The 25,987-nt window shown below is 46.0% G+C and carries 21 protein-coding genes; 10 read left to right on the forward strand and 11 right to left on the reverse strand.

The genetic code is table 11. From position 1 onward, the window contains the following. Together ppk1 and ppx are read left to right on the forward strand one after the other, a co-directional pair. A complete protein-coding gene (ppk1, locus tag JK130_RS00155) occupies positions 1-2,070 on the forward strand; it encodes a polyphosphate kinase 1 (RefSeq protein WP_218352179.1) in 2,070 nt (689 codons plus the stop codon). 5 nt (positions 2,071-2,075) lie between these two features. Beyond that, positions 2,076-3,605, forward strand: coding sequence for an exopolyphosphatase (gene ppx, locus JK130_RS00160; protein ID WP_218352180.1), 1,530 nt, complete (start codon positions 2,076-2,078; stop codon positions 3,603-3,605). Here the strand turns inward: ppx and JK130_RS16760 are convergent. The 5 genes from JK130_RS16760 to tkt form a co-directional block, all read right to left on the reverse strand. Then, the gene (locus tag JK130_RS16760; protein ID WP_218352181.1) at positions 3,499-4,773 is read right to left on the reverse strand and encodes a GGDEF domain-containing protein; all 1,275 of its coding nucleotides are present in this window, start codon (positions 4,771-4,773) and stop codon (positions 3,499-3,501) included. The genes ppx and JK130_RS16760 overlap by 107 nt on opposite strands. A 213-nt stretch (positions 4,774-4,986) precedes the next feature. After that, positions 4,987-5,886, reverse strand: a complete 900-nt coding sequence (locus tag JK130_RS00170; protein WP_218352182.1) for a fructose bisphosphate aldolase — start codon at positions 5,884-5,886, stop codon at positions 4,987-4,989. A 128-nt stretch (positions 5,887-6,014) separates the two neighbouring features. After that, positions 6,015-7,190 (reverse strand): phosphoglycerate kinase, encoded by a 1,176-nt coding sequence (locus tag JK130_RS00175; protein WP_218352183.1) that lies wholly within the window; start codon positions 7,188-7,190, stop codon positions 6,015-6,017. Positions 7,191-7,245: 55 nt separating this feature from the next. Further along, entirely contained in the window at positions 7,246-8,265 is a 1,020-nt protein-coding gene (epd, locus tag JK130_RS00180; RefSeq protein ID WP_218352184.1) for an erythrose-4-phosphate dehydrogenase, read from the reverse strand. Positions 8,266-8,287: 22 nt separating this feature from the next. Further along, entirely contained in the window at positions 8,288-10,282 is a 1,995-nt protein-coding gene (gene tkt / locus JK130_RS00185; protein WP_218352185.1) for a transketolase, read from the reverse strand. Positions 10,283-10,611: 329 nt separating this feature from the next. On the opposite strand from tkt, the gene metK reads away from it, so the two are divergent. Both metK and JK130_RS00195 read left to right on the forward strand, forming a co-directional pair. Then, on the forward strand, positions 10,612-11,757 hold the full coding sequence (metK, locus tag JK130_RS00190) for a methionine adenosyltransferase (RefSeq protein WP_218352186.1): 1,146 nt from the start codon (positions 10,612-10,614) through the stop codon (positions 11,755-11,757). A 288-nt stretch (positions 11,758-12,045) separates the two neighbouring features. Continuing rightward, positions 12,046-12,558, forward strand: a complete 513-nt coding sequence (locus tag JK130_RS00195) for a hypothetical protein (protein ID WP_218352187.1) — start codon at positions 12,046-12,048, stop codon at positions 12,556-12,558. Here the strand turns inward: JK130_RS00195 and JK130_RS00200 are convergent. Both JK130_RS00200 and JK130_RS00205 read right to left on the reverse strand, forming a co-directional pair. Continuing rightward, on the reverse strand, positions 12,555-13,259 hold the full coding sequence (locus JK130_RS00200) for an aspartate/glutamate racemase family protein (RefSeq protein WP_218352188.1): 705 nt from the start codon (positions 13,257-13,259) through the stop codon (positions 12,555-12,557). The two genes, JK130_RS00195 and JK130_RS00200, sit on opposite strands and share 4 nt — an antisense overlap. A gap of 4 nt (positions 13,260-13,263) precedes the next feature. Beyond that, positions 13,264-13,779: a 3'-5' exonuclease gene (locus tag JK130_RS00205; RefSeq protein ID WP_218352189.1), complete on the reverse strand. Its 516-nt coding sequence runs from the start codon at positions 13,777-13,779 to the stop codon at positions 13,264-13,266. 286 nt (positions 13,780-14,065) lie between these two features. Here JK130_RS00205 and JK130_RS00210 point away from each other — a divergent pair, with 286 nt between their 5' ends. Together JK130_RS00210 and JK130_RS00215 are read left to right on the forward strand one after the other, a co-directional pair. Next, positions 14,066-15,241, forward strand: coding sequence for an ABC transporter substrate-binding protein (locus JK130_RS00210; protein ID WP_343210964.1), 1,176 nt, complete (start codon positions 14,066-14,068; stop codon positions 15,239-15,241). 2 nt (positions 15,242-15,243) lie between these two features. Further along, positions 15,244-18,096 carry a hybrid sensor histidine kinase/response regulator gene (locus tag JK130_RS00215; RefSeq protein WP_218352190.1) on the forward strand — a complete coding sequence of 951 codons (2,853 nt, stop codon included), beginning with the start codon at positions 15,244-15,246 and terminating at the stop codon, positions 18,094-18,096. A 28-nt stretch (positions 18,097-18,124) separates the two neighbouring features. Here JK130_RS00215 and fcl read toward each other — a convergent pair whose 3' ends face one another. Beyond that, a complete protein-coding gene (fcl, locus tag JK130_RS00220; RefSeq protein ID WP_218352191.1) occupies positions 18,125-19,084 on the reverse strand; it encodes a GDP-L-fucose synthase in 960 nt (319 codons plus the stop codon). 1 nt (position 19,085) lies between these two features. Further along, positions 19,086-20,198 (reverse strand): GDP-mannose 4,6-dehydratase, encoded by a 1,113-nt coding sequence (gene gmd, locus JK130_RS00225; protein ID WP_218352192.1) that lies wholly within the window; start codon positions 20,196-20,198, stop codon positions 19,086-19,088. A gap of 203 nt (positions 20,199-20,401) precedes the next feature. Here gmd and JK130_RS00230 point away from each other — a divergent pair, with 203 nt between their 5' ends. The 3 genes from JK130_RS00230 (at position 20,402) to JK130_RS00240 (ending at position 23,495) form a co-directional block, all read left to right on the forward strand. Further along, the gene (locus JK130_RS00230) at positions 20,402-21,151 is read left to right on the forward strand and encodes a hypothetical protein (RefSeq protein WP_218352193.1); all 750 of its coding nucleotides are present in this window, start codon (positions 20,402-20,404) and stop codon (positions 21,149-21,151) included. Next, entirely contained in the window at positions 21,144-22,529 is a 1,386-nt protein-coding gene (locus tag JK130_RS00235; protein ID WP_218352194.1) for an O-antigen ligase family protein, read from the forward strand. The genes JK130_RS00230 and JK130_RS00235 overlap by 8 nt, the downstream gene beginning before the upstream one ends. A gap of 222 nt (positions 22,530-22,751) precedes the next feature. Next, positions 22,752-23,495: a SapC family protein gene (locus JK130_RS00240; protein WP_218352195.1), complete on the forward strand. Its 744-nt coding sequence runs from the start codon at positions 22,752-22,754 to the stop codon at positions 23,493-23,495. Between the two features lie 211 nt (positions 23,496-23,706). On the opposite strand, the gene JK130_RS00245 is transcribed toward JK130_RS00240, so the two are convergent. Together JK130_RS00245 and JK130_RS00250 are read right to left on the reverse strand one after the other, a co-directional pair. After that, entirely contained in the window at positions 23,707-24,150 is a 444-nt protein-coding gene (locus JK130_RS00245) for a DoxX family protein (protein WP_218352196.1), read from the reverse strand. Between the two features lie 15 nt (positions 24,151-24,165). Further along, positions 24,166-24,771: an FMN-dependent NADH-azoreductase gene (locus JK130_RS00250; RefSeq protein WP_218352197.1), complete on the reverse strand. Its 606-nt coding sequence runs from the start codon at positions 24,769-24,771 to the stop codon at positions 24,166-24,168. Positions 24,772-25,006: 235 nt separating this feature from the next. Between JK130_RS00250 and JK130_RS00255 the strand changes: the two genes are divergently transcribed. Next, positions 25,007-25,912: a LysR family transcriptional regulator gene (locus JK130_RS00255; RefSeq protein ID WP_218352198.1), complete on the forward strand. Its 906-nt coding sequence runs from the start codon at positions 25,007-25,009 to the stop codon at positions 25,910-25,912. Positions 25,913-25,987: the final 75 nt, after the last annotated feature.

Below are 25,987 nucleotides of genomic sequence, written 5' to 3' on the forward strand. Positions count from 1 at the left end.
ATGGAACCCAACGCGCTTTATTATCCCAAAGAGTTAAGCTGGCTAGCGTTTAACGAACGCGTTTTGCAGGAGGCCGCTGACAAAAATACGCCTGTGGTTGAGCGTATACGCTTTTTAGGCATTTACTCTAACAATCTTGACGAATTTTACCGGGTGCACGCCGCCGATGTAAAACGACTCATCACTATCGCGCAAAACGATGGGGTGGAAGATGAAGCGCGCAGTAAAATTGAGCTGATGGAGCAAATTCAGAAAAAAGTGGTGTCATTGTCTAACAAGTTTGACCAGATTCACCGTGATGTGGTTAAGGCACTGGCACGCTATAATATTTTTATATTACGCAAAAACGAGCTTACCGATTACCAGATAGCCTGGGCCCGTAACTTTTTTGTCAATAAAATACTGCGTCATATTGCCCCGGTACTGATCGACAAGAAAACCGACCTACTGAGTCGCTTGAATGGGTCTGCGGTGTATTTGTATGTCGCGATTCGACGTAAAGACAAAAACACCCGCTATGCGGCATTGCAGGTGCCTTCGCAAGAAATGTCGCGCTTTGTACAAATTCCTCCGCAAAAAAGTCGTAAGAAAAAACATATTATTTTGTTGGATGACATCATTCAGCTGTGTTTAGAAGAGATATTCCGGGGCTTTGTGAAGTACGACTCTTTAGAGGCGTTTTCATTTAAAATGACCCGTGACGCTGAATATTCTATCAATGATGAAATTGATGAAAGTTACGTCGAAAAAATGTCTGAAAGCATGAAGCAGCGCCTGATTGCCGAACCCGTTCGGGTAATTTATGACAATAGTATGCCTATTGATATGGTGCATGACTTGCGCAAGCGGCTGAAAATCACCTCTTTGGATACCATGCACGCGGCTGGCCATTTTCGTAATTTTAAAGATTTCATTGGTTTTCCGAATGTAGGTCGTGATTATCTTGAACACGCCGCCCTGCCAGCGATCGATACCAAAGAATTTTCTAAGTTCAATACCGTTTTTGATGCCATTACAGCGCATGATATTTTGCTGTATTACCCTTATCACCGGTTTTTGCATTTTACTGAGTTTGTACGCCAGGCCGCCTTTGACCCCAGTGTAAAAACTATCCGTATTAATATTTATCGGGTGGCCAGTAATTCAAGAATTGTTAACTCGCTGATTGACGCAGTCGATAACGGGAAAAAAGTGACCGTGGTGGTCGAGATTCGCGCCCGGTTTGACGAAGAAGCCAATATTGAATGGTCAAAGCGCATGACCGACGCGGGCATTCGCGTGGTGCTGGGCGTTCCTACCTTAAAAATTCACAGTAAACTGTGTTTGGTTACTCGTGAAGAACGAGGATCGCTGGTGCATTATGCCCACTTTGGTACCGGTAACTTTAATGAAAAAACCGCAAAAATTTATACTGACTACAGTCTATTTACCCGTAATCAGGAACTGGCAGAAGAGGCCGTGGCAGTATTTGACCTGATTCAGTACCCCTATCGCCGGTATAAATTTCAGCATCTGCAAATCTCGCCTTTGAATGCCCGAACCAAAATTCAGTCGCTTATTCGTAAAGAAATTCAGCATCTTAAAGAAGGGCACACTGCCGGTATCACCTTTAAAATTAATAACCTGGTCGACAAAGAGCTGATTGACGATTTGTACCGGGCCGGCCAGGCGGGCATAAAGATTCGCGGCATTGTCCGGGGTATGTGCTCGCTGGTTCCGGGTTTGCCCGGCATTAGCGATAACATTGAAATAATTTCTATTGTCGATCGGTTTCTGGAACATCCGCGGGTTATGATTTTTGAAGGTGGCGGCGATCGGAAAGTGTTTATTTCGTCAGCTGACTGGATGACCCGTAACATGGATAACCGAATTGAAGTTGGCTGCCCTATTTACGACAAACGCTTACAACAGCGTATTGTTGAAATGACCGAAATTCAGTTTTGCGATACCTTGAAGGCCAGAGTCATAGATAAAGAACAAACCAATCGATATGTGCGTCGTGGTAACCGTAAAAAGTTACGCTCACAGATTGAAATATACGACTACCTTAACCAGCTAGAGAACGAATAACCCCAATGACTCAACAAGAATCCGCATTAGGCAGTGTCGCTAGCCGTGAGACCGCCAAGGTAGCCGCGCTGGATATTGGCTCCAATAGCTTTCACCTTGTGGTGGCCCGCATCAATGCTGGCTCAGTACAAATACTGCACCGGGTAAAACAAAAAGTACGTATGGCGGCAGGTCTTGATGAGCATAATATGCTTTCTGAAGAAGCCATAAACCGGGGTCTGGATACTTTGCGTATTGTTGCGCAAAGTCTGGCCGGTTTTGCTCCCGACTCGGTACGTATTGTCGCCACACATACACTTCGAAAGGCTAAAAATGCAGGCGATTTTATCGAAGCTGCCCGTGAAATTATGCCTTATCCTATCGAGATAATACCCGGTCACGAAGAAGCCCGGCTTATTTATTCAGGCGTAGCCCATACCAATCACACCGAGGGGCGCCGTCTTGTGGTTGATATTGGCGGCGGTTCAACCGAATTTATTATTGGCGACGGCTTTACACCATTGGTGTGTAGTAGTCAGCAAATGGGTTGCGTTAGTTATACCGAGCGATTTTTTGCCACCGGCGAGCTTACCAGTAAGGCATTTGATAAAGCCATAACCAGTGTCGGACAAGATCTTGAAGATATTGTACAGCGCTATCGCAAACTAGGCTGGGCACAGTGTCTGGGTACTTCAGGCACCATTAAAACCTTATTTAACCTGGCTCAGCGCGAGCGCAATAATGGCCACACCGTACCCATCACCCTTAAGTGCTTAAAAAATCTGAAAAAACAATTTATTACTGCCGGGCACATAGACAAGTTAATAATGCCTGAAATTAGTGAGGACCGACGCCACGTAATTGCGGGCGGACTGGCAATATTAATTGGTATCTTTCGGTCTTTAAAAATTGATGGGCTGGTTTACTCACCGGCAGCGCTGCGTGAAGGTGTGCTGTATCAGATGGAAGATGAGCTACACAATGCCGATATTAAAAGTCGCACAGCGTCAAGTCTGGCAACCCGCTACGATGTTGATATTACGCAGGCTAACCTGGTATTAAATACCTGCCGGTATTTGTACGATCAGTGCACTAAACCATGGAAGCTCAAAGACCATGATTTTCGTAATTTATTAGGTTGGGCTGCTACATTGCATGAAGTTGGCCTACAGATTAACTCAAGAGGCGTACAGCGTCATTCAGCCTACATTCTTGGCAATGTTGAAATGCCAGGCTTCACCCAGGAACAACAGGGCTTACTGGCTTCACTGGTGCGTTTTCACCGAAAGAAAATAAAGCCTAATCAAATTCCGGCGTTTCATCTTTACGACCAAAACAGTGTACGCAGACTTGTAGGGTTATTGCGACTGGGAGTATTGTTAAATAAAAAGCGTCAGGAAGGTTTTTTACCAAAGTTTATTGTTCAGGCAAAAAGAGCCAAACTTGTGCTTACTTTTCCTGCAGACTGGCTGGAACACCGGCCAATTCTACATGCTGACCTGATGCAGGAGCAGCGTTACTGGAAAGCAATGGACATGCAGCTAGTGTTTGAGTAGTGTCCGACTGAAACATTACGACCTGGTTTCTACCCTGATTTTTGGCCTGATATAACGCCTGGTCTGCCTCGCCAATAATTTCAAACAAATCGGCCTTAGGCGGCATGGCCAGCAAACCAAACGACGCGGTAAGCTGAATATCGTGGGCTTTGTAATTTAGCGGATGTGCGGCTACATAGCGGCACAACGCATTAGCCCAGTGAGCGGCTTTATCGATGTCGTAACCTATCAGCAATATCAAAAATTCTTCGCCCCCCATCCGAATAAGCACATCATCGCCGCACAGCTGACTGCGCAATAACTGACTAAAATGGTTCAGGGCTTTGTCGCCTGCCAAATGTCCGTGTTTGTCATTAATTTGTTTAAAGTGGTCAATGTCACAGACCAGCATACACACTTGCAAATCTTGCGATTCGGCACGTTTAACCAAAGCCGGCGCAACATCATAAAAGTAATTACGATTTTTGCAGGCCGTCAGTGGGTCTCGGTAAATTTGCTTACGCAAGCGAATAACCAAAGAGTGCATAAACGAGATAACAAAGCCTAGCATAAAGATAATCATGGCAATAACCGCTAACCCAAAGGTTATAAAGCTTTTGTACTGCGACGTTACTGAAATAACAAACATATAAAGCGGCCCACCCAATACCAGAACCGCCACTGCCCCGCTTAAAATACAAAACAGTACCTTATCGCCTACGCTGCGCTGGTCCATCAGTTGCCTCATTTTAAGCGCTGCTGCGAATATGGGTATCAGTGTGCTGATTAAAAATAACATTTGGCAAAGAAAGAAATTATCGCCGGCATTGTGTACCAGTACCGTTAAGGTTTCTAACGTAACCAGGTGCACTAAAATAAATAAACGATGGGGGGTGGGCAAAGGACGCCCGAAGCGTTTTAATACCGTTAGATAGACCATGTAGGCGGCCAACGTGGCGCATAGATTCTGGCCCAATCCATAAAACAGGGTGGTTTCAACGTACAGCAGATTAGAAAACCCGTAACTTAACCATAAAAAGAACAGGAATAAACGGGCAAACAAACCTGTACTGGATTTATGGTTTCGTTTTAATGAGGGAGCGGGCAAGGCATAAGTGAACATCATGCCGACTGTAGCAATTACGCCCAGCACCGCCACCTGCAAGAAGAGTAGTTCGTTTATATGCACTTATCACCACGGTCGGATTAAAATTAAACCCGGAATGTTTGTAATAAAATAGGTTGCCGCTAAAAACGGTCAGCCTTACTTAATAAGTTAGCAATTGTATAGGGTGACGTCAAAATCGGTACATCCGAATGTTTACCTGCGTATAGCATGGCAAACCTAACGGCAGAAAAGTAATAATAAAAAGGCCGCCGGTGCGGCGGCCCTGAAAGGCTATCAGGCTTTGGAGGCCTGATAAATTGATTCTATCGTTTCATCTATCACACTATCGAAGTCTTTGTTGCTTTGTGCTGCATTAATGCCTTCGGTCAGTGCACGTGAAAAACTGGCGATCATGCCAGAATTGCAACGCAGTTTTTCATTGGCCTGCTCGCGACTGTAGCCTCCCGATAACGCGACCACTTTTAATACTTTTGGGTGTTTTACCAATTCAGTGTAAAAGTTATCTTCTTCAGGCAGGGTAAGTTTGAGCATAACCTGCTGGTCGTCACTGAGTTTATCCAGCTCGTTAACAATAGCCGCTTTAAGTAACGTCTCGGCTTGTGCTTTTTCAGTGCTGTTGATGTCTACTTCAGGTTCGATAATAGGAACCAGGCCCGCTGACAATATTTGGCGGCCAACTTCAAACTGCTGCTCAACCACTGACTTTATACCGGCTTCATTAGCCAGTTTAATAACCGAGCGCATTTTGGTGCCAAATACATTTTGACGGTTGGCTTTTTCAAGCAGTGCATCCAACTCAGGCATAGGCTTCATCGTTTGCACGCCGTCGGCCTCATCATTTAACCCTTTGTCGACTTTTAAAAAGGGCACAACTTGCTTGTCTTCCCACAGATAGCGGGCGCTGGGCTTGCCTTCAATTTCACGGTCCAGTGTATTTTCAAACAAAATAGCACCTAACACTCTTTCACCATTAAAGGGGGTGCAAGTTATAATGCGGGTACGCATTTCGTGGACCAAAGAAAACATTTCATCGTCGTTGCTATACTGCGACTCTTCTACGCCGTATAAACGCAGAGCTTTAGGAGTACTACCACCACTTTGATCTAATGCAGCGATAAAACCATCCGCGGTTTTTACTTTTTCCAACATCGCGTTTTGAGCTTGTGATGTCATGAGCAACATTCCTTTTTGTTACTGCCAGTGACGGCAGGTGTAGGGTTTATATTTATTGTCCGGTGCACCTGAAAGGTACACCGGTTGTCTAAACAGCTAATCTGAAACTGTATAGCGTTGCTGCTGGATTATTGTTTTTTTTGTTCCAGCACGGCAACTGCCGGTAACGTTTTGCCTTCAAGAAATTCAAGAAACGCGCCACCGCCGGTTGAAATATACGATACTTTATCAGCAATACCGTATTTATCTACCGCTGCTAATGTATCACCACCACCAGCAATTGAGAATGCATCACTGTTGGCAATAGCCTCAGCAATGCCTTTAGTGCCTGCTTCAAACTGGTCAAATTCGAATACGCCTACCGGCCCGTTCCATACAATAGTACCGGCATTTTTTAAAATTGACGCCAGCGCTTTTGTGGACTCGGGACCAATATCAAAAACCATGTCATCTGCATCTATTTTGTCTACCGCTTTAAGGGTAGCTTCGGCTGACTCTGAAAACTCCTTGCCTACCACCACATCAGTAGGTACCGGAATATCCCCACCGTTTGCCTGCGCACCGCTAATTAATGCCTTGGCGTCATCGACAAGATCCATTTCAACCAAAGAATTGCCCACATTATGCCCCTGAGCCGCAATAAACGTATTGGCAATACCCCCACCGACAATTAGCTGGTCTACTTTTTCAGCCAGTGATTTAAGTACCGTAAGTTTGGTAGATACTTTTGAGCCACCCACAATAGCCACCATGGGGCGCGCAGGGTTATCCAGTGCTTTGCCTAATGCATCAAGTTCGGCGGCTAATAACGGGCCGGCACACGCTTTAGGAGCAAATTTGGCTACGCCATGGGTAGACGCCTGCGCCCGGTGAGCAGTACCAAACGCATCCATTACAAAAATGTCGCATAAAGCAGCATACTGTTTGGCCAGGGTTTCGTCGTCTTTTTTCTCGCCTGTATTAAAGCGAACATTTTCTAAAATAACCAGCTCGCCCGGCTTAACGTCAACGCCGTCCAGATAATCTTTAACCAGACGCACCTTTACCGACAGCGCATCGTTAAGATAATCAACCACGGGCTGCAAAGAATACTCGTCTTCTGGCTGACCTTCGGTGGGTCGTCCCAGGTGCGACATCACCATTACCGCAGCGCCCTTTTCAAGCGCCGTTTTAAGGGTAGGAATTGACGCTTTAATACGGGCGTCTGACGTTACTTTGCCGTTTTTAACCGGTACGTTCAAATCCTGGCGAATCAATACCCGCTGGCCGTCTAACGAAAAATCTTGCATAGTTGGAATTGTCATAGCGTCTCCCTAATAATGAACTGTGTGTAGCGCAATACTGCCATACGTATACGGTTTATTTAGCTTGTCCGGCATGATACATCGCCTGGGCGGTGTCAATCATGCGATTGGCAAACCCCCACTCGTTGTCACACCAGATTAATGTTTTCACCAATTGATTGTGACTGACCCGGGTCTGGGTGCCATCTACAATACTTGAATGAGGATCATGATTAAAATCAATCGATACCAGAGGCTCTTCGGTGTAATCAACAATACCCGATAGCCGCCCTTCCCGGGCTTTTTTCAATACGGTGTTGACCTTATTTATGCATACTTTTTCGGCCAGGGTCACACTTAAGTCCATGGCGGTGACATTGATAGTAGGCACACGCACCGCAATGGCCTCAAACTTACCCGCAAACTTTGGCAAAATACGTTCAATACCCCGAGCCAGGCGGGTATCAACCGGTATTATTGAATGACTGGCGGCGCGGGTGCGGCGCAGGTCGTCATGATACGCATCAATCACCATTTGATCGTGCATTGAAGAATGGATAGTAGTGATGGTGCCACTTTGTACGCCAAAAGCTTCATCTAGTATCTGAATAACCGGCACAATACAATTGGTGGTACACGAGCCGTTAGACACCAGTTGATGATGAGGCTTGAGAGTTTCTTCGTTACAGCCAAAGATAACGGTATTGTCTAAATCGTGACTGCCTGGCTGAGAATACAGCACCTTACCCGCACCGGCATCCAGGTGAGCTTGTCCGGCGGCGCGATCCTGATGCACTCCGGTACATTCAAGCACAATATCTACCCCAAGCTCGCGCCAGGGCAAACCTGTTATATCGTGTTGGGCAAACAGTTGAATATTATCGCCCGCCACTTCAAGGTGACGGTCTTTTAGTGTCACCTCAAAGGGAAACCGCCCATGGGCGGTATCGTATTTTAATAAATGGGCAATGCCCTGTGGCTTGGCTATTTCGTTAATGGCGACAACGCGGATATGCTGATTGCGCCCTGTCTCGTACAGGGCGCGAAGCACATTGCGGCCAATTCGACCAAAGCCGTTAATGGCAACTCTGACCATATTTACCGCCTGTATTTAGCGTTTAAAGCAGTGATTTAGCTGCCTCGACAACCGCCTCGGTGGTAATATTAAAATGTTTAAACAGATCGTCTGCCGGGCCTGACTCCCCAAAGGTGTCCATGCCTACAACGGCGCCGGTAAAGCCAACATACTTGTACCAGCTGTCTTTAGACAACGCCTCTACCGCTACGCGGCGAGTTACCGCCAAGGGTAATACGCTGTCACGATACTCGCTGCTTTGACGATCAAACACATCAGTGCAAGGCATAGAAACCACACGCGCCTTGGTACCCTGCCCGGCAAGCTGCTCGGCGGCTTCAACCGCAAGCTGAACCTCTGAACCTGTGCCAATTAAAATAACATCAGGTGTGCCGTCACAATCTTTTAAAATATAACCGCCTTTTTCAATAGCCGCGACCTGGTCTTTGCTGCGCTCTTGCTGGGCAACACCCTGACGGGTAAAAATAAGCGAGGTAGGACCATCATTACGCACAATCGCTTGTTTCCAGGCTACCGCCGACTCAACCTGATCGCACGGACGCCAGTTATCCAGGTTAGGTGTTGAACGCAAGGCCACCAGCTGTTCTACCGGTTGATGCGTAGGACCATCTTCACCTAAACCAATCGAATCGTGGGTGTACACAAAAATAGAGGGGGCTTTCATCAATGCAGCCATGCGTACCGCATTACGGGCATATTCCATAAACATCAGGAAGGTGGCACCGTAGGCTTTTAAACCACCGTGTAGCACCATGCCATTCATAATACCTGACATACCAAATTCGCGTACGCCGTAATAAATATAGTTGCCGCTGGCATCGTCATTTATTACCCCTTTACTGCCTTCCCAGATGGTCAGGTTAGAGCCTGCAAGGTCGGCTGAACCGCCAACCATTTCTGGTAATAGCGGACCATACGCATTTAATGCATTTTGCGAGGCTTTACGGGTAGCCAGTTTTTCTGGATTGGCTTGTAATTTAGCAATGTACTCGTCGGCTTTTTCAACAAAGTTGCCGGGCAAATCACCTTTAATACGGCGCGAAAACTCTGCCGCTTCTTCAGGAAATGCCTTTTGGTACTGGGCAAATTTGTCTTCCCACGCTTGTTGCGCCTGTTGGCCTTTATCTTTAGCGGTCCATTCTGCTGCAACGTCTGCCGGAATTTCAAAGGGGGCAGCGGTCCAGCCAAGTTCTTCGCGAGTGGCTTCAATTTCATCTTCGCCTAGCGCCGCGCCATGAGAAGACTCAGACCCTTGCTTGTTAGGCGAACCAAAACCAATAATGGTTTTACAAATAATTAAGGTAGGTGCAGACGTATTGCTACGACCTTCTTCAATGGCTTTGCGAACCTCATCGGCATCGTGACCGTCGACATGTTCGATTACCTGCCAGCCGTAAGCTTTGAAGCGAGCCGCGGTGTCGTCGGTAAACCAGCCTTCTACTTCACCGTCAATCGAGATGCCATTGTCATCGTAAAACGCAATCAGTTTACCCAGACCCAGCGTACCCGCTAATGAACATACCTCGTGCGAGATACCTTCCATTAAACAACCGTCCCCCAAAAAGGCATAGGTGTGGTGATCAACAATCTCGTGATCTGGCTTGTTAAACTGTGCGGCCATTACTTTTTCGGCCAGTGCCATACCTACCGCGTTACTGACACCCTGACCCAACGGGCCGGTGGTCGTTTCTACGCCGGGGGCATAACCGTATTCGGGATGACCCGGGGTTTTTGAATGCAGCTGACGAAAATTTTTCAGCTCTTCAATGGGCAGGTCATAACCGGTAAGGTGCAATAACGAATAAAGCAGCATTGAGCCGTGGCCGTTTGACAGAACAAAGCGGTCGCGGTTAGCCCAGTCGGGGTTAGTCGGGTTGTGCGATAAAAAATCGCACCACAGTACCTGAGCAATGTCGGCCATTCCCATGGGCGCACCCGGGTGGCCCGATTTGGCTTTTTGAACTGCATCCATGCTTAAAGCACGGACAGCATTGGCAAGTTCACGACGAGTGGGCATGATGTCTCCTGGTTATTGTGTTTCTACAGCCAAGGGTATACGCAAGCATGGTTGTTTTACGCTTACACGTAGGGTTTGGTCTGTTATACGTGAAAATAGCAACTATTCTTACCTAAGCGCCCCACTACTGCAATGTGTTTTACTGGAATAGCAGACGCCCCTGTAAAAAAATGTCACCATCTGTTTATCATTTTGGCTGACAGTAACGCGCTTGCTGTCAACCAAACGTAACAAATAGACTTTTAGACGTCCAGATGTAAAGACTGGTGTTTTTAAGTATATCCAGTACAATTACCCCTTTATTGAGGTCAAAACCTAACGGAGAATTTATGGCTACGCAGTTATTTACATCCGAGTCAGTATCAGAAGGTCATCCAGACAAAATTGCCGATCAAATTTCTGATGCGGTACTGGATGCTATTTTGGAACAGGATCCCAAAGCTCGGGTGGCATGCGAAACCTACGTTAAAACCGGCATGGTACTGGTTGGCGGCGAAATTACCACCTCAGCCTGGGTTGATATCGAAGAGTTAACCCGGCAAACCGTTAAAGAGATTGGCTATACTCATTCAGACATGGGTTTTGATGCTGACTCGTGTGCGGTGCTTAACGCTATTGGTAAGCAGTCGCCGGATATTAACCAGGGGGTAGATCGTACCAGCCCTGAAGAACAAGGCGCCGGAGACCAGGGCCTGATGTTTGGCTATGCCAGTGACGAGACCGACGTCCTTATGCCGGCTCCAATCACTTACGCGCATCGTTTGGTACAAAAACAAGCCGAAATACGTAAATCGGGTAAACTTGACTTTTTACGCCCAGACGCCAAAAGTCAGGTAACGTTTGTATACGAAAACAACAAGCCGGTAGGCGTTGATGCTGTGGTGTTATCAACCCAACATTGTGACAGTGTTACCACCGAGCAGGTCCGTGAAGCGGTGATGGAAGAAATTATCAAGCCGGTACTGCCTGAACAATGGTTAACCGGCAACACAAAATTTCACATTAACCCGACGGGTCGTTTTGTCATTGGTGGCCCGGTGGGCGATTGTGGTCTTACTGGCCGTAAAATTATCGTGGATACTTATGGCGGCATGGCACGTCATGGTGGCGGTGCGTTTTCGGGTAAAGATCCGTCTAAGGTAGATCGTTCTGCGGCCTATGCGGGTCGGTATGTTGCCAAAAACATTGTGGCAGCCGGTCTGGCACGGCGCTGCGAGATTCAAATCTCCTATGCTATTGGCGTGGCTGAACCCACCTCAATTAGTATTGAAACCTTTGGCACAGCAACAGTAGACGAAAAAGCTCTAGTTGCACTGGTGCGTGAACATTTTGACTTACGTCCCTATGGGCTGATTAAAATGCTGGATCTCGAGCGTCCGATTTACCGCGCAACTGCGGCTTATGGTCACTTTGGTCGTGAACATTTCCCATGGGAGCGTACCGACCGGGCCGAAGCACTAAAAGCGTCGGTATAGCAACTACTTAGCGCAATAATTAGCAGGTTTTGACAAAAGCGCTGATAGTCCGGCTTGGGCTATCAGCGCTTTTTTGTTTTAATAGGCACTGTAAAGATGGGTTTAGCAAGATTCACGCTCTAAAAAATAGGGCATGTCAGGCAAACTTAATCTTTAAACATATTGTAATACATAACTACGTTGTCACAATTAAACGACAAAGAGCAAAAGACCTGCCTATACTTATCAGTATTAAAAAGGGTAGCGCGCAGATGCTTGTGTGATTTTTCAACTATGGATGCTGGCCAAATGAAGCGTATATTTTTAATTTGTGTACTTATCGCAACGTTTAATACGATTACCAGCGCGTCTGCATTAGCCAATGATTTTGAATCTGCAAAACCAACCGCTGCCCCAGCCGAGCTTTTGAGTGCATCAAATTATCAGTTATGGTTGTATCGCTCACAAGCTATGCCTAAATGGTCGTTTGATATCAAATACGACAAAGCTTTTTTGCATCACCCGGCCTGGGCTTCTCAGTTACACTCGTTTGGTCTGCCTGATACCTTACGCTTTAGCGCCAGCCGAACCCTACCGTACGATCGGTCGCAACGCTTGTTTGCTGCGTTTCAAACCAGCAACGTACAGGCTGTGCGTCTTCCGGTTGAGCTTTATCATATCTCGGCTACCGGCATGGCAGCCAGCGTAGGTTGGCAACTTGGCGAGTACCAGCGGTTCAATATGGCGGTCGAATACGAATACCGCGAAGTGGCCGAACAAGACATCAACAGTGTATTATTAGGTGTGCAGTATTACTTTTAATGCCCTAACAAATGATTGACTATCTGGCGGGTATGTACTTCGGTCGTATCAACTAATGTATGCCGGGTAATATGCGAATTGATCAACAGCCCAATTTCAGTACATCCCAGAATAAACCCCTGCACGCCCTGCTCTGACATATCTTTCATAATCGCCAAAAACTGCTGCTGCGCGGTATCGGTCACCACTCCCTGACACAGTTCATCATAAATAATGCGATGAATGAGGTCCTGAGCATCAGGGTCAGGTGTGGACACCTTAAGCCCGTAATTATTTAAGCCGTCACGGTAAAAGTCATCCTGCATGGTAAAACGCGTACCCAACAAGGCCACATGCTGGAGCTTGTCGGCCCGACAATGATCTGCGGTGGCATTGATGACATTTAGCAATGGGATAGAAATAGCTTGTGCTACCTGGGGTGCCACCTTGTGCATGGTGTTGGTGGCTATTGCGATGGCTGTTGCTCCGGCATTTTCGAGTGCCTGGGCGCTGTGCACCATTAAGTCGGCCAGATCTCCCCATTGCTGATTATGTTGTAAACTGCTGATGTGCTGAAAATCGACACTATGAAGAAGCACATCAGCGCTATGCAAGCTGCCTAGTCGGGCATGTATCTGTTTGTTTAGCAGCGCATAATACAACGCCGTAGACTGCCAGCTCATACCGCCAATAATGCCCACCCGCTGTTGTAACTGTTGCATAGTACTAATCCAAGATGTGTTTTGACCTACCTTGCGCTTGAGAGTGCAAAAATGTCAATTGAATTAATTCAGCATCGGCGCTGGCCCGGTGGCGCTGGCCGTCAAAACGGTGTTGCAATGACTCTTTGGTTAGATGCCAGTTTTCCATCTGTTGTTCGTTCAATATATAATCTAACGCGGTTACTTTAAAAGCCATCGTTAAACGTACCGCATCAAACAGCTTGATTAACCAGGGGTAATCAACCACCCAGCCGTCGGTATACACCGTTTGCCCTTCCAAAAATTGGTTAAGCTCGTTGCAAACCTGTCGAATAGGATAACCATGCTCATACAAATCCTGCTGACTGATACCGTGCAGACTTTCGGCCTGAGCGTCCCAGTGAGTCCAGTCTTCTAAAGGATAAATAAGCCGACAAAAGCGAGCGCCGTCTGCACGCTTTACTCCAACTTCTATAGGGTAGCTGGCCGAACCGAACCCAGACGCTTCGACATCTATGAATGAGGGTGGCTGTTTATTCATACCGCGATAAGACTCCTTATGATTACTGACTGATTAAGTGTGTAGCGATAAAGGCCAGGAACCTGGTGCAACGCATCAGGCAACGCGGGGCTAAACACGATTTATACCGCATGAGTGTATTTTTCGTTCGTTTTGCCGCCTTTATTCCCTTTTTAAACGGCTTACTTATGCGCTACTTACAGCCTTGTATTACCTAACATCGCCGTTTGTCTAATTGATAAACAACAGAAAAGCTCTACGATTGATACATTGATTAAGATTTAATGAAAATTTAATGGTTGTGCGAGTGCGAACGTTAAACTGTATTTTGCTGTTTATTTTATTATTTGTAGGTACTGCATTTGCGACCGAGCCAGATGAAGAGCCGTTGTTTATCGCTATAGATGCAGATTTTAGCACAGTCGCGGTAGAGGGTGGCAACGCAATTGCCCGAGGCGTAGCTTTGGCGGTGGCAAGAATAAACCAGGAAGGGGGGGTGTTGGGACGGCCTTTGCGCATTATTCATAAAGACCACCGGGGTAATCCGGCCCGGGGCGTGGCAAATATCCGTCAGTTAGCACAAACAAAAGACTTATTGGCGATAGTGGGTGGCATTCATACTCCAGTCGCTATTGCTGAGCTGCCATTGTTACACAAACACAATTTGTTGTACCTTGGCCCCTGGGCTGCAGGGACCGCAGTGGTAGACAACAACTTTGAACCTGGTAATGTTTTTCGTATTTCAATACGCGACAGCGAAGCTGCGTCGGTATTAATTAAGCACGCAAAGGCGCGGGGTTTCAAACGTGTGGCATTAGCATTAGAGCGCACAGGCTGGGGTCGCTCTAACCTGGAGTCAATCAAAAACGCAGCTCAGGCCAACGATATTTCAGTTGAGAAAGTCACCTGGATAAACTGGCAACAAAAAGATTTTGACGACGCAGCAATCAGCATTGATGCTGCTGGGGTAGACGCTGTTATTATGGTTGCCAACGCACCAGAAGGCGCGGTGGTCAGCAAAGCCTTGCACCGCACCATGGGCGGCAAAATGCCTGTTATTTCGCATTGGGGCATTGCTAGTGGTAACTTTGTTACCACTGTGGGGCCAAAGATTTTATCCGAGCTTGATATATCGGTTATCCAGACTTTTAGTTTTCTTTACCAGAACAACCCGGCAGCTGCTAGACTCTATAAAGACTATCAGGCAGCTTATGGTAAAGCGGCGCCTGACGCAGTACCGGCCGTGGTGGGCGTGGCTCATGCATACGATTTAGTGTTATTACTGGCCCAAGCGGTTAAACAGGCCGATAGCATTCAGATAGCCGATATTCGCCAGGCCATGGAAAATTTGCCAAAAACCCAGGGTACAGTAAAAGTGTATCACCCAGCGTTTACCCGCAAACGGCACGATGCCTTGTGGGCAGATGATTATTTTATGGCGCGCTTTAACGCCAACGGAAATCTAATTCCTATAATGAGGTAAAGATGTCTGCAAGACCCTCGCTGGCAAGTACTCTACAAAGGATATTGTTACCAAAACTGCTGGCGGCGATTTTTGCTTTCAGCCTGCTCATTTGCACAGCCGTGGTGTACTTTGCACATCAACAAGTGTCGTCCAGTCAGCAGCAATACATCGATAACCTGCGTACTGATATTAACTTCAGTGTTCGCGATACCCTGTTATTATTAGAAAGCATTGCCGGTAACGATTTGGTAGTTAACAGCTTTATAGACTTAGAGCAGCGAGATAATTACCTGCCGCTTTTTTTCAGAACATTAAGACTGTCGCGCGCCACCGATGTAAGCCTGGCATTATTCGATTTTTCGGGTCAACCCATTATCAGTAAAAACTGGCAAAATACGGTCCCACCAGAAATAAACACTCTTTGGCATGCGCCTACCCTTCAACAAGGTCAGCAGTTTTGGCAGATGTACGAATATGGCATGGTGATGGCCGTACCGGTACATATCAGCGCGTCAATAGAAGGTGCTTTGGTATTTTACGTAAAAGATATAGGCCAGCTTTTAAATAAGCGAGAGAACAGCGCCACCCAAATTATCGTCGGCCCCGGCAATAAGGTTCTTTACAGCACGCAACCTGATGAGGTTGCGCCACTAAGTGTCTTTTTACCAGACCAATACCCCTACTCAACCGTGCATTCAAGTCAGTGGCAAAATTTGACGCTTTACAGCCTGTCGCCGATTCCCCAAGCCTATGGGGCAGTATTGTGGCTTATTGCCGTGCTGTTGCTTAGCATTATTGCAACGTTGGCGGTTAGTTTGCACAGTGTTAACCGGGCTGCGCGTCTTACCGCCAATACCCTTGACGCGCTATATAAGTCTATTTTGGTTCGTATGCAGCAAACCACGGTCATTCATTCAGGCTCACCAAAAGATGAGCCTGCCGAACTGGCTCAAATTCGTTCGGCATTTGACAATTTGGCTGCTAATTTAATGACCATCACCTTGTCTAATAAGCAATTTGCCAATGTTATTGACTCGCTTGAAGAGCTATTGGTGGTGCTTGATAACCACAATACAATGGTGACCTGTAATCAGCGCTATGCGCGGGTTGCTGAACAGTTTAATTTGGGTGCGACTGAATTACAGCGCATCAGTGGTTACTTAGCTCAAACCAGTAAAACGCTGGATGCCACTTATACCGATGTTGCCGTGCCCAGAAAAATTACAATTAAATGGGCGCTGTTACCCTTTGTAAATGATAAAAAAGAAGTGATTGGAACCATTTTGGTGGGTAATGATGTTAGCCACCAGCGCGACTTAGAAAGCCGCAACCGGTTAATGACCCATGCAATGGAAAGCGCAACCGTTTCTATTGCGATTGCCGATATTACCCGCACTCAAATGCCAATTGTGTACGTAAATGAGTACTTTAGTAAGTTAAGTGGTTTTGAGGCCTCAGAAGCATTGGGTGAACCGGCTACTATACTGGTAGGGCCTAAAACAGAACGCCCTACTTTAAAGCGAATGTTTGAAAAGGTAAAAGTAGGCCAGCCTTTTGAAGAAACCCTTTTACTGTACAAAAAAAATGGCCAAACTTTTTATGGGCGTCTGGCCATGACTCCAGTCCGGGTAGACACCGTGGTGACTCACTATGTGGTGTTTTTCCAGGATGTCACCGAACAGGAAAAAACCCGGGAATACCTTGAAGAGGCTAAGGCTAAAGCCGAAGAATCTGCCCGCCTGAAGTCTAGCTTCTTAGCCAGTATGAGCCACGAAGTTCGCACCCCACTTCATGGTATCTCAGGCACCCTGCAATTGCTTGACGCATCAAAGCTTGACCAAAAGCAGCGTAAATATCTGTCTTTGGCGCTGCAAAGCATGCATAACCTGCAACATATTGTTAATGATATTCTCGACTTTTCAAAAATTGAGGCCGGTCAGCTTAATATTGAACATGTTCCGTTTAATCTTTCCTTGTTAATGGAAACCATTTTCGAGCAGTACTACATCAACTGCAACAATAAAGGTATTGAGCTTAATGTTCAGCTTAATCTGAAAGAGACAAACTATGTCACCGGGGATGCGGTGCGGTTAAGACAAATCATGGGCAATTTGTTAAGCAACGCGGTTAAATTTACTTCAGAAGGCGCGGTATCGGTGTTGGTCGAACTGGTTGATCAGCGTCATCAATGGCAACTACGGGGCGTTGTGCGCGATAGCGGTATTGGTATCGCCAAAGATAAAATTAACAATATTTTTGAAGTCTTCACCCAGGAAGACAATACCACCACCCGTCGTTTTGGTGGCACCGGCTTAGGGCTGGCCATTACCCGTCAGCTTTGTCAGCTGTGCGGGGGCGATATTACGGTAAACAGCGAAAAGGGTCAGGGCAGTACTTTCAACTTCACTATTCAGCTGGCGAAAGCCTATCAAGAGCTGACAGACAATAACCACGCAGATGACCTGAAACCCGCTGAAAAGCTTCCAGCGGCGAAAATTTTATTAGTAGAAGACAACGAAATAAATCAGTTAATTGCACGTGAAAATTTAAATGGGCATAAGGTTATGACCGCCAGCAATGGTAAAGAGGCGATTAACGCACTAAATCAAATGAAACTTCAGTTCGATATGATACTGATGGACTGCCACATGCCCGAAATGGATGGCTTTGAAGCCACTCGCCGCATTCGCCACGGCGATGCAGGCGAACGCTACACCAATGTACCGATTGTCGCGTTAACCGCCAACGCTATGAAAGGCGACCGCGAGGCATGTGTGGCTGCCGGCATGTCTGACTACATCTCAAAACCTTTTACCGCCACCGACCTGCAACGGGTTATCAGAATGTGGGCAACAAACATGGATAAGCTGTGATTAACATCTTCGCCAAATAGGTAGGCTTTCAGCTGCGTAATTGTTGGTCGTTATCTAAAAACCATTGATAGGTTTTGGTAAGTCCGGTTTCTAGTGTCTCAGAAGCAGTAAACCCTAGCTGTTTAAGCCGTGCTACATTAAGAAGCTTTCGGGGCGCCCCATCGGGTTTACTGGTATCCCATATTATCTCGCCATCAAACTTTGTTATTTGCGCAATAGTATTTGCTAATTCCTGAATACTGCAATCTATGCCGGTGCCGACATTGATATGGCTGCACTGTGGGGTAACCGACTGATAAAATACTTTGTCACTTATCCCCATTACAAACAAGCAAGCCGCGGCCATATCCTCGACATACATAAACTCCCGATATGCTTTACCACTGCCCCATAATGTTACCGAGCGTTTTTTTTGTTGCGCAGCTAAGTGAAACTTATGCAGCAGCGCAGGAACAACATGAGAATTTTCGGGGTGAAAATTATCGTTGGAACCATACAGGTTCGTTGGCATTACCGACCGGTAGTCTCTGCCATATTGTCGATGATAGCTTTCGCATAATTTGATACCAGCAATTTTAGCCACAGCATAGGGCTCATTGGTAGGTTCAAGATTACCATTTAGTAAAGCTTCCTCAGTTATCGGTTGCTCTGCATATTTGGGGTAGATGCATGAAGAACCCAGAAAAAGCAGTTTAGGTACATCATGAATATGAGCATTACTAATAACATTAGACTGAATCATCAGATTCTCGTATATGAAATCGGCGGGATAGGTATTGTTTGCATAAATTCCCCCTACTTTGGCAGCAGCTAAGTACACTTCATCAATTTGCGTTTCAGCAAAAAAATCAGAAACCTGAGCCTGATTCAGCAAATCAAGCTCAGTGCGGCTTCGGGTGATCAAGTTGATATCTGATTGATGCTGTAACTGACGACACAAAGCAGACCCCACCATTCCCCGATGACCTGCTACAAATACATTTTTCATATTACTCTCGAGCCATTGAAATAGTATAACCGTGCTGTTGTAGCAGAGCATGGCGCTTTGCTTTTTCCAAATCAGATTGCATCATTTCCCGGCACAGTTCAGAAACACTGATCTCAGGTTGCCAACCCAATTTATCGCGAGCCTTAGAGGGATCGCCGAGCAAGGAATGCACTTCAGCCGGGCGAAAATATCGGGAGTCAACACGAATAATAGTCTGGCCTACCTGAACACCGGGAGCGTTATCCCCATCAATACTAACAACATTTGCAACTTCGCTTTCGCCCGACCCAGAAAACTCTAGCCCGATACCCACCGCTTGCGCCGCCATTTTAACAAATTCGCGTACCGATATTTGTTTGCCGGTAGCAATAACAAAATCTTCTGGCTGGTCTTGTTGCAGCATCATCCATTGCATACGCACGTAATCTTTTGCGTGACCCCAGTCGCGCAACGCATCCATGTTGCCAAGATACAAACACGATTCTAAACCCTGAGCGATATTAGAAATACCACGGGTAATTTTACGGGTTACAAAGGTTTCGCCACGGCGGGGTGACTCGTGGTTAAACAAAATACCGTTGCACGCATAAATGCCATAAGACTCGCGGTAATTAACGGCTATCCAGTAAGCGTACAACTTAGCTACGCCATAGGGTGAGCGAGGATGAAACGGCGTGGTTTCCTTTTGTGGTGTTTCCTGCACTTCACCGTACAGCTCAGACGTTGAAGCCTGATAAAAGCGCGTTTTCTTTTCTAACCCCAAAAAGCGAATCGCTTCAAGCAAACGCAGTGTACCCATCGCATCTACATCAGCGGTATATTCTGGCGCTTCGAACGACACTGCTACATGAGACTGAGCCCCCAGGTTATATACTTCGTCAGGCTGAACTTCTGACATAATCCGTGTCAGGTTAGAGGTATCGGTTAGATCGCCATAATGCAGAATGAAATTAGGATCATCATGAGGGTCTTCATAAATGTGGTCGATACGCTGGGTATTGAACGATGAAGCACGGCGTTTTATGCCATGAACTTCGTATCCTTTCCCCAGAAGAAACTCAGCCAAATAAGAGCCATCCTGACCAGTAACCCCAGAAATAAGTGCTTTTTTCACATTTCGTCTCTACGTGTTAATTCTATTGTCAGTTTATAGGACTAAAAGGGAAATAGACATTTTGTTGGTAAACACAAAAGGTTCTTACCTAAAAAATCTAAAACTTTGGTATGCTAAATGCCTAAATCTGAGGGTGAATTGTTTTTTTGAAACAATAATCGCTTATTGCCGTATAGCTCTTTATTAATGCTAGTTATTTAACCATGCCCTTGCCTTCTGCTTATATTAAAAACCTATACTCTACCAATAAGGTGGCGCCCCCTTCTCTTTATCTTCGGGTATTGCGTATTGCTTTACTTATGGCTGCCCTGTGGCTGGCCGCTTGGTGCCTTTTTACGGGGGTAACGTACTGGCGAGCACATATCCTGGCCCCTAAGGTGGCTAGCTGGTTTGCAGGTGGAGCTATCGCCGGGCCGGTTGAGTTAAAACAAGCTCAACAAAAACTCGAGCAGTTTGAAAGCACACTTAGCTTTGATGCCAATATAAAGTATTCACTCGCCCAGCTGTACATTGTGCGGGGTAAAAGCCAGTCAGACCGTTATTATTTTGATGCCGCGCGCGCGACTTTGAATCAGGCGCAAGCCTTGCAACCCTCGTACTATCAGGCTTTAGCGTTACAGGTATATTTGGATGACTATTACTATGGGTTTAATGACACTACCCATGCTCGGTTAAAACAGTTACTGGGGTTAAGCCCTTACGAAAAAAAGGTACAGATGTTGATAGGCCCCGTGTTGGTAAAACGCTGGTTTGAGCTGTCTGATGAGCTTCAGACAATGGCAAAGCCTCTGATTAGCAGTGCCTTGCGTGAAGCAGCAACAAAAGCCCGATTGTTTGAAGCCATGCAGCAATACAATGTTGTTTCTCCGTTCACGTGCTGTTCGCCCAATCGCGAAACCTCTGCTCAGCTAAGAGTTATGGAAGCCACTACAGCCAATGCCCCCCATGAATAATTCAGTTACCCCGTTTGCGCTTATAGCCCGGTGGCTTTTACTGGCCATTTTATTTGTAATGCCCTGGCTGCATGGTGCTGAGCGCAGTTGGGAACAGCTTGTTGTTGCCGGATGTATTTTGGTGGCTACGGTATTAATGTTATCAGACAAACGGGCATTATCGGCATTGCCCACCGGTACTCTGCTCATTGTGCTTCTGTTCGGCATCTGGCTTTTGTATTCTCTGGTTTATTTAGTGCCGTTACCTTTGTCGTGGATGGCGTCTATCAGTCCAAATACCTATGCCTGGTACAGCCAGAACACTACTCAAAATACCGGCTACCTTAGCCTCTACCGGCAAGCTTCACTTGTTGAGTTGTTTAAGTATGCAGGGTTAGTTGCGCTTTTTCTGCTTATAAGCCGGTTTTTTATAACCCCTGATCGTATTCGCGGGTTATGCCGGGCCGTGGTAACTATTGGTTCGTTAACCGCGGTGTATTCGTTAATCAATTTTGTGACCGGTGGCGCTATGGAATGGGTGTCGGCCATCCCGCCATGGGATCTTACATGGCATAAAGGTATTCGCGGCACCTTTAGTTACAAAAATCAGTACGCAATGTACATGGTTATATGTATTTTGCTTACCTCAGGTTTGTGGTTCGACCATCAGCGTACGGTAGGTTACAAACGCCTCACCTTAATGGGCGCGTTTTATCTGGCATGCTTGATGTTACTGGTTGCAACGGTACTTAATACCAGTTCGCGAGGGGCACTGGTGTCTTTGTTCGCAGGCTCTGTTGCTGTAACTGTTTTATACCTTGTACGCCAGCCCGTGCTGCTTAAACGTTGGTTGAAACCTAAAGTTTTGGCTTTAATAACGGTGTTTACCATTCTGCTTGCGGTCGCTTTTTCACAATCTGCCGTTTATCAGCGTTTTAGCGAGCAAAAGATGGAAGACAATGGCCGGGCGCTGTTACGCAGCACTGTTATGCAGGTCATTAACGATTATCCAGCCTTTGGCACTGGGCCTGGTACGTATCCGTTTATTCAGCATAATTACAAACCTATTGAGCTTGGCAATACACAAATGTCTAAACGGGCCCACAACGACTACCTTGAAACCGTCGCTACGCAGGGCGCGCTGGGTTTTATGTTACTGGCAGTGCCGATAGGTTTGATGATGATAAGACTGTTCCGACAGTATTCAGACTCGCCCCTAACCGGCTTGCGTTTGGCCTGTCAGGCCAGTGTTATCGCATATTTGGTGCAAGCTGCTATTGATGTAAATATAGGCGTGTATCTGCTTCCGGTGCATTTTATTGTAGTATTGTCTGCAGGCTGGGTAATTGGGCATATACTCGGACAGCAAGCCCCCGCTAACAATAGTTTAGAATTGTAAGAGTCGCGTACCCAGGCTTATACATTGCCCCTTAGCGTATTTAAAGACAAATCCGCTTATTGTGCTTTTCCCAATCGTTGCCTCAACGGCTTATTTATTTACCTCAATAAGCCACCAATAATTATTACAATGAACAAATTACCCGCCTTTATGCGTACAAAGCCAAACATCCCGTTTAACAAATCCAGGCGGGCAATTTTATAGGGCAATAAGGAACCAGGCATGTCTCATTTTGTCGCACTGAATCCCAAACAGCATCAATCTTTGCGGGTACTTCCTAATAAAGTCGCAGAAACAGGCGCTAACGATCAGCATGTTCCTGTAGTTTTAAGCGAGTTTAACCAGCTCATTGTTCAGTATCCCATTGTTTTTACTAGAAATTTGGCCACCGACCAGTTTGTTTGTTCGGCAATGCTTGGATTTGAAAAAGGTGAAAACTTATTCTGGGAAACAGACCACTGGGACGGGCTGTATATTCCGGCACAAATCGAGCGTCAGCCTTTTTATATTGGCCAGAGCGAAGAAAAAGCCGATGAAGAAGAACAGCACCTGGTGTGTCTTGATACCGACAGCGACGTTTTGAGTGAAACCGAAGGTGAACCTTTGTTTGATGAAAAGGGCCAGCCCACTGAACTAATGTCAGATAAGCAAGAAGTGCTGGCGCTATTGTTAGAAGGCGAGCCGCAAACCCGTAATTTTATAAAAGCGCTAACCAGCCTTGATTTGCTAAAACCAATTTCACTTGAAATTACACTTGCCGATAACTCAACCCGCAACGTTAATGGGTTGTACACTATAGATGAAGACAAGCTAAGCAAGCTGTGTGGCGAAACCGTAGCAATGCTGCATGAAAAAGGCTTTTTGGCTCCTGCCTATACCTTACTGGCATCTCATGCACATGTGTATTCACTGATTGAGCGTAAAAATGCCCGCGTTTCCCAAAAGAATACACAGCAGGCTGACTAAGTCGAGTAATTAGCTTTTGGTATCGCTGACAAGCCTGGCTTATGCGGCGTTCCAAAAAAGGCTTCACAGGAATATTTTGTGGCTCGATAAGTCAGTACAACGCGTGGAATGTGTTTTGTATAAAACATTTTTAAATTGTTAGCGCGAGCAGCGGGTCAACAAAGCTACTAAAACGAACTTTCGTAGCTTTGTTAGATTTAGCGATAAAAGACTATTGGCTCATCTTTTTGTAAAGCATATTGTCTGCCGATAGTTTGCCACCCCCCGATAGTAACAGCGACACACTTGCTGCGAGTAAAGCCAATGCAAATTCATAACCATTCGCTGACATAAAAAAGCCGTTTTGGATATGCACTGAAAATATGGCCACCAGCATAGTAACAGACAAAAGCGCGGCTGCAGGTCGCGTCAACAATCCTAAAATCAGCGCAAGCCCACCAAAAAACTCGGCGCTACCGGCCAGTAATGCCATCAAGAGGCCCGGTGACAGACCTATAGATTCCATCCAGCCTGCTGCGCCATCTAGCCCGGGACCGCCAAACCACCCAAATAATTTTTGTGCACCATGAGCCATAAATATTATGCCTACAGGTATGCGTAAGGCCAAAGGACCATAGCTTTTATCTGTTGATGCTGTTTTAAATAACGTTTTCATTTTTACCCTCGTAATTTAAATACTTAAGAGATCAATTTCGGTTTTAGCTTTTGTCAGTTGCTTTTCTTTTTCTGGCATATTTAGCCCTTCAGCATAGATAAACCGAACATCGGTGAGACCCACGAATGCCAGTACATCGGTTAAATATTGTGTTTGCGAATCTGACGTGCTGCCTGCATACATTCCGCCTCTGGCCGCCACAATGAATACCTTTTTATTCTGCAACAACCCCACCGGCCCGGTATTGGTGTAATTAAAGGTAACGCCCGCCCGGGCTATTCTGTCTATCCACGCCTTGAAAGTCGAAGGAACACCAAAGTTGTACATAGGCATCCCCAGCACAACCACATCACTGGCTAGTAGCTCTTCAATTAACTTGTCAGACTGTATAGATAGCCGGGCTTGTTCACCACTACGTTGTGCCGGCGACACGTTCCATGCTGACATTTCAGCCTGAGTTAGGTGTGGCAATGGCTGTGCAGCCAAATCCCGCTCGGTAACGTTAACTTCATTGTCTTTACTCAATTGCTTTTTTAACTGAGCTACCAGCAAGTTGGTTAGCTGGCTCGATTGTCCCTGCTCCCCATTTAGTGACGATTTAATAACAAGAATATTTTTCATAACGACCCTCATAACATTTTGGAAAATCACTGTCTTGATAAATGTTATTATTAGATACTATTTAAAAGAATGAAATTTGTTAATTTTGGCTATACCGTTCTATTTTATAGAACGTAATGGCGGGTAGAAATCTGAAAGATTGGAAGAAGAAAGTTCAGGCAGCCAGGCGGTAGCAAATTCGACTGTGTGTTAACCCGATTTTTTACGCTCAAATTAAAAAATAAGTGAACAATTAATGCTGAGAATTACTTTAGAACAATGGCGCATGTTTTTGGCGGTAGTCGAGCACGGCGGATTTAATCAGGCTTCTGAGGCGGTCTTTAAAAGTCAGTCTAGTATTCATCATGCCGTAAAAAAGATTGAAGAAGGATTGGACGTTAGACTATTTGAGGTAATTGGCAGAAAAACGGTACTTACCGAAGCGGGCAATATGATGTTACGCCGGGCCAGCTATCTGCTTTCAGAAGCCGAAAAAGTTGAAACAGTGGGCTTAACCCTTAGTCAGGGTATTGAAACAAAACTAAAGCTAGCGGTAGACGAAGTTTTCCCGCGAACTGTGCTTTATAATGCACTGGATACCGTATCGAAAATGTATCCGCTACTTCAGATAGAGCTGTTTGAGCCGGTTTTAAGTGGGTCTAATGAACAGTTAAAAGCCGATGAGGTCGAGATTGCTATATCGCCCATCTCGCTGGGGGCAGGTTTAAGCGAAAGTCTGGCCTATGTTGAATTTCAGGCGGTGGCCAGCGCCGCTCATTCGTTACATGCTATCGACCGGCCTTTGAGTCTGGAAGATTTGAAGAGTTACCGGCAAATAGTGGTTCGTGACTCGGCCCGCGATGGTCCTAATACTCGTGTTGATGAAGGCTGGCTAGAAGCAAATCACCGCTGGACAGTAGGACACTTGCATAGCTCTATCGATATTATTTGTAATGGGTTAGGTTACGCATGGTTGCCGGTACACCTGATAACTACATATTTAAACGATAAAACGTTAAAGCCCCTGAACCTTAAAAACAGTACTAAAAGAACAACTCAGCTTTTCTTGACGATCAAAGATAGCGATCAGCTAGGCCCGGCTGCTAAATATTTTGCAAAAGAAATAATGCGACAATGTTCCGCTTTTACCCACAGGGAGTAGGATAATGTTTTGCGCTATCATTCTACTGAGCAGAACATAACATGCTAAAACTGCTAATTTTCGTCAACAGAAAAG

Origin of the sequence: Alteromonas lipotrueiana, from assembly GCF_019249245.1 — a bacterium.
Lineage (GTDB): Bacteria > Pseudomonadota > Gammaproteobacteria > Enterobacterales > Alteromonadaceae > Alteromonas > Alteromonas lipotrueiana.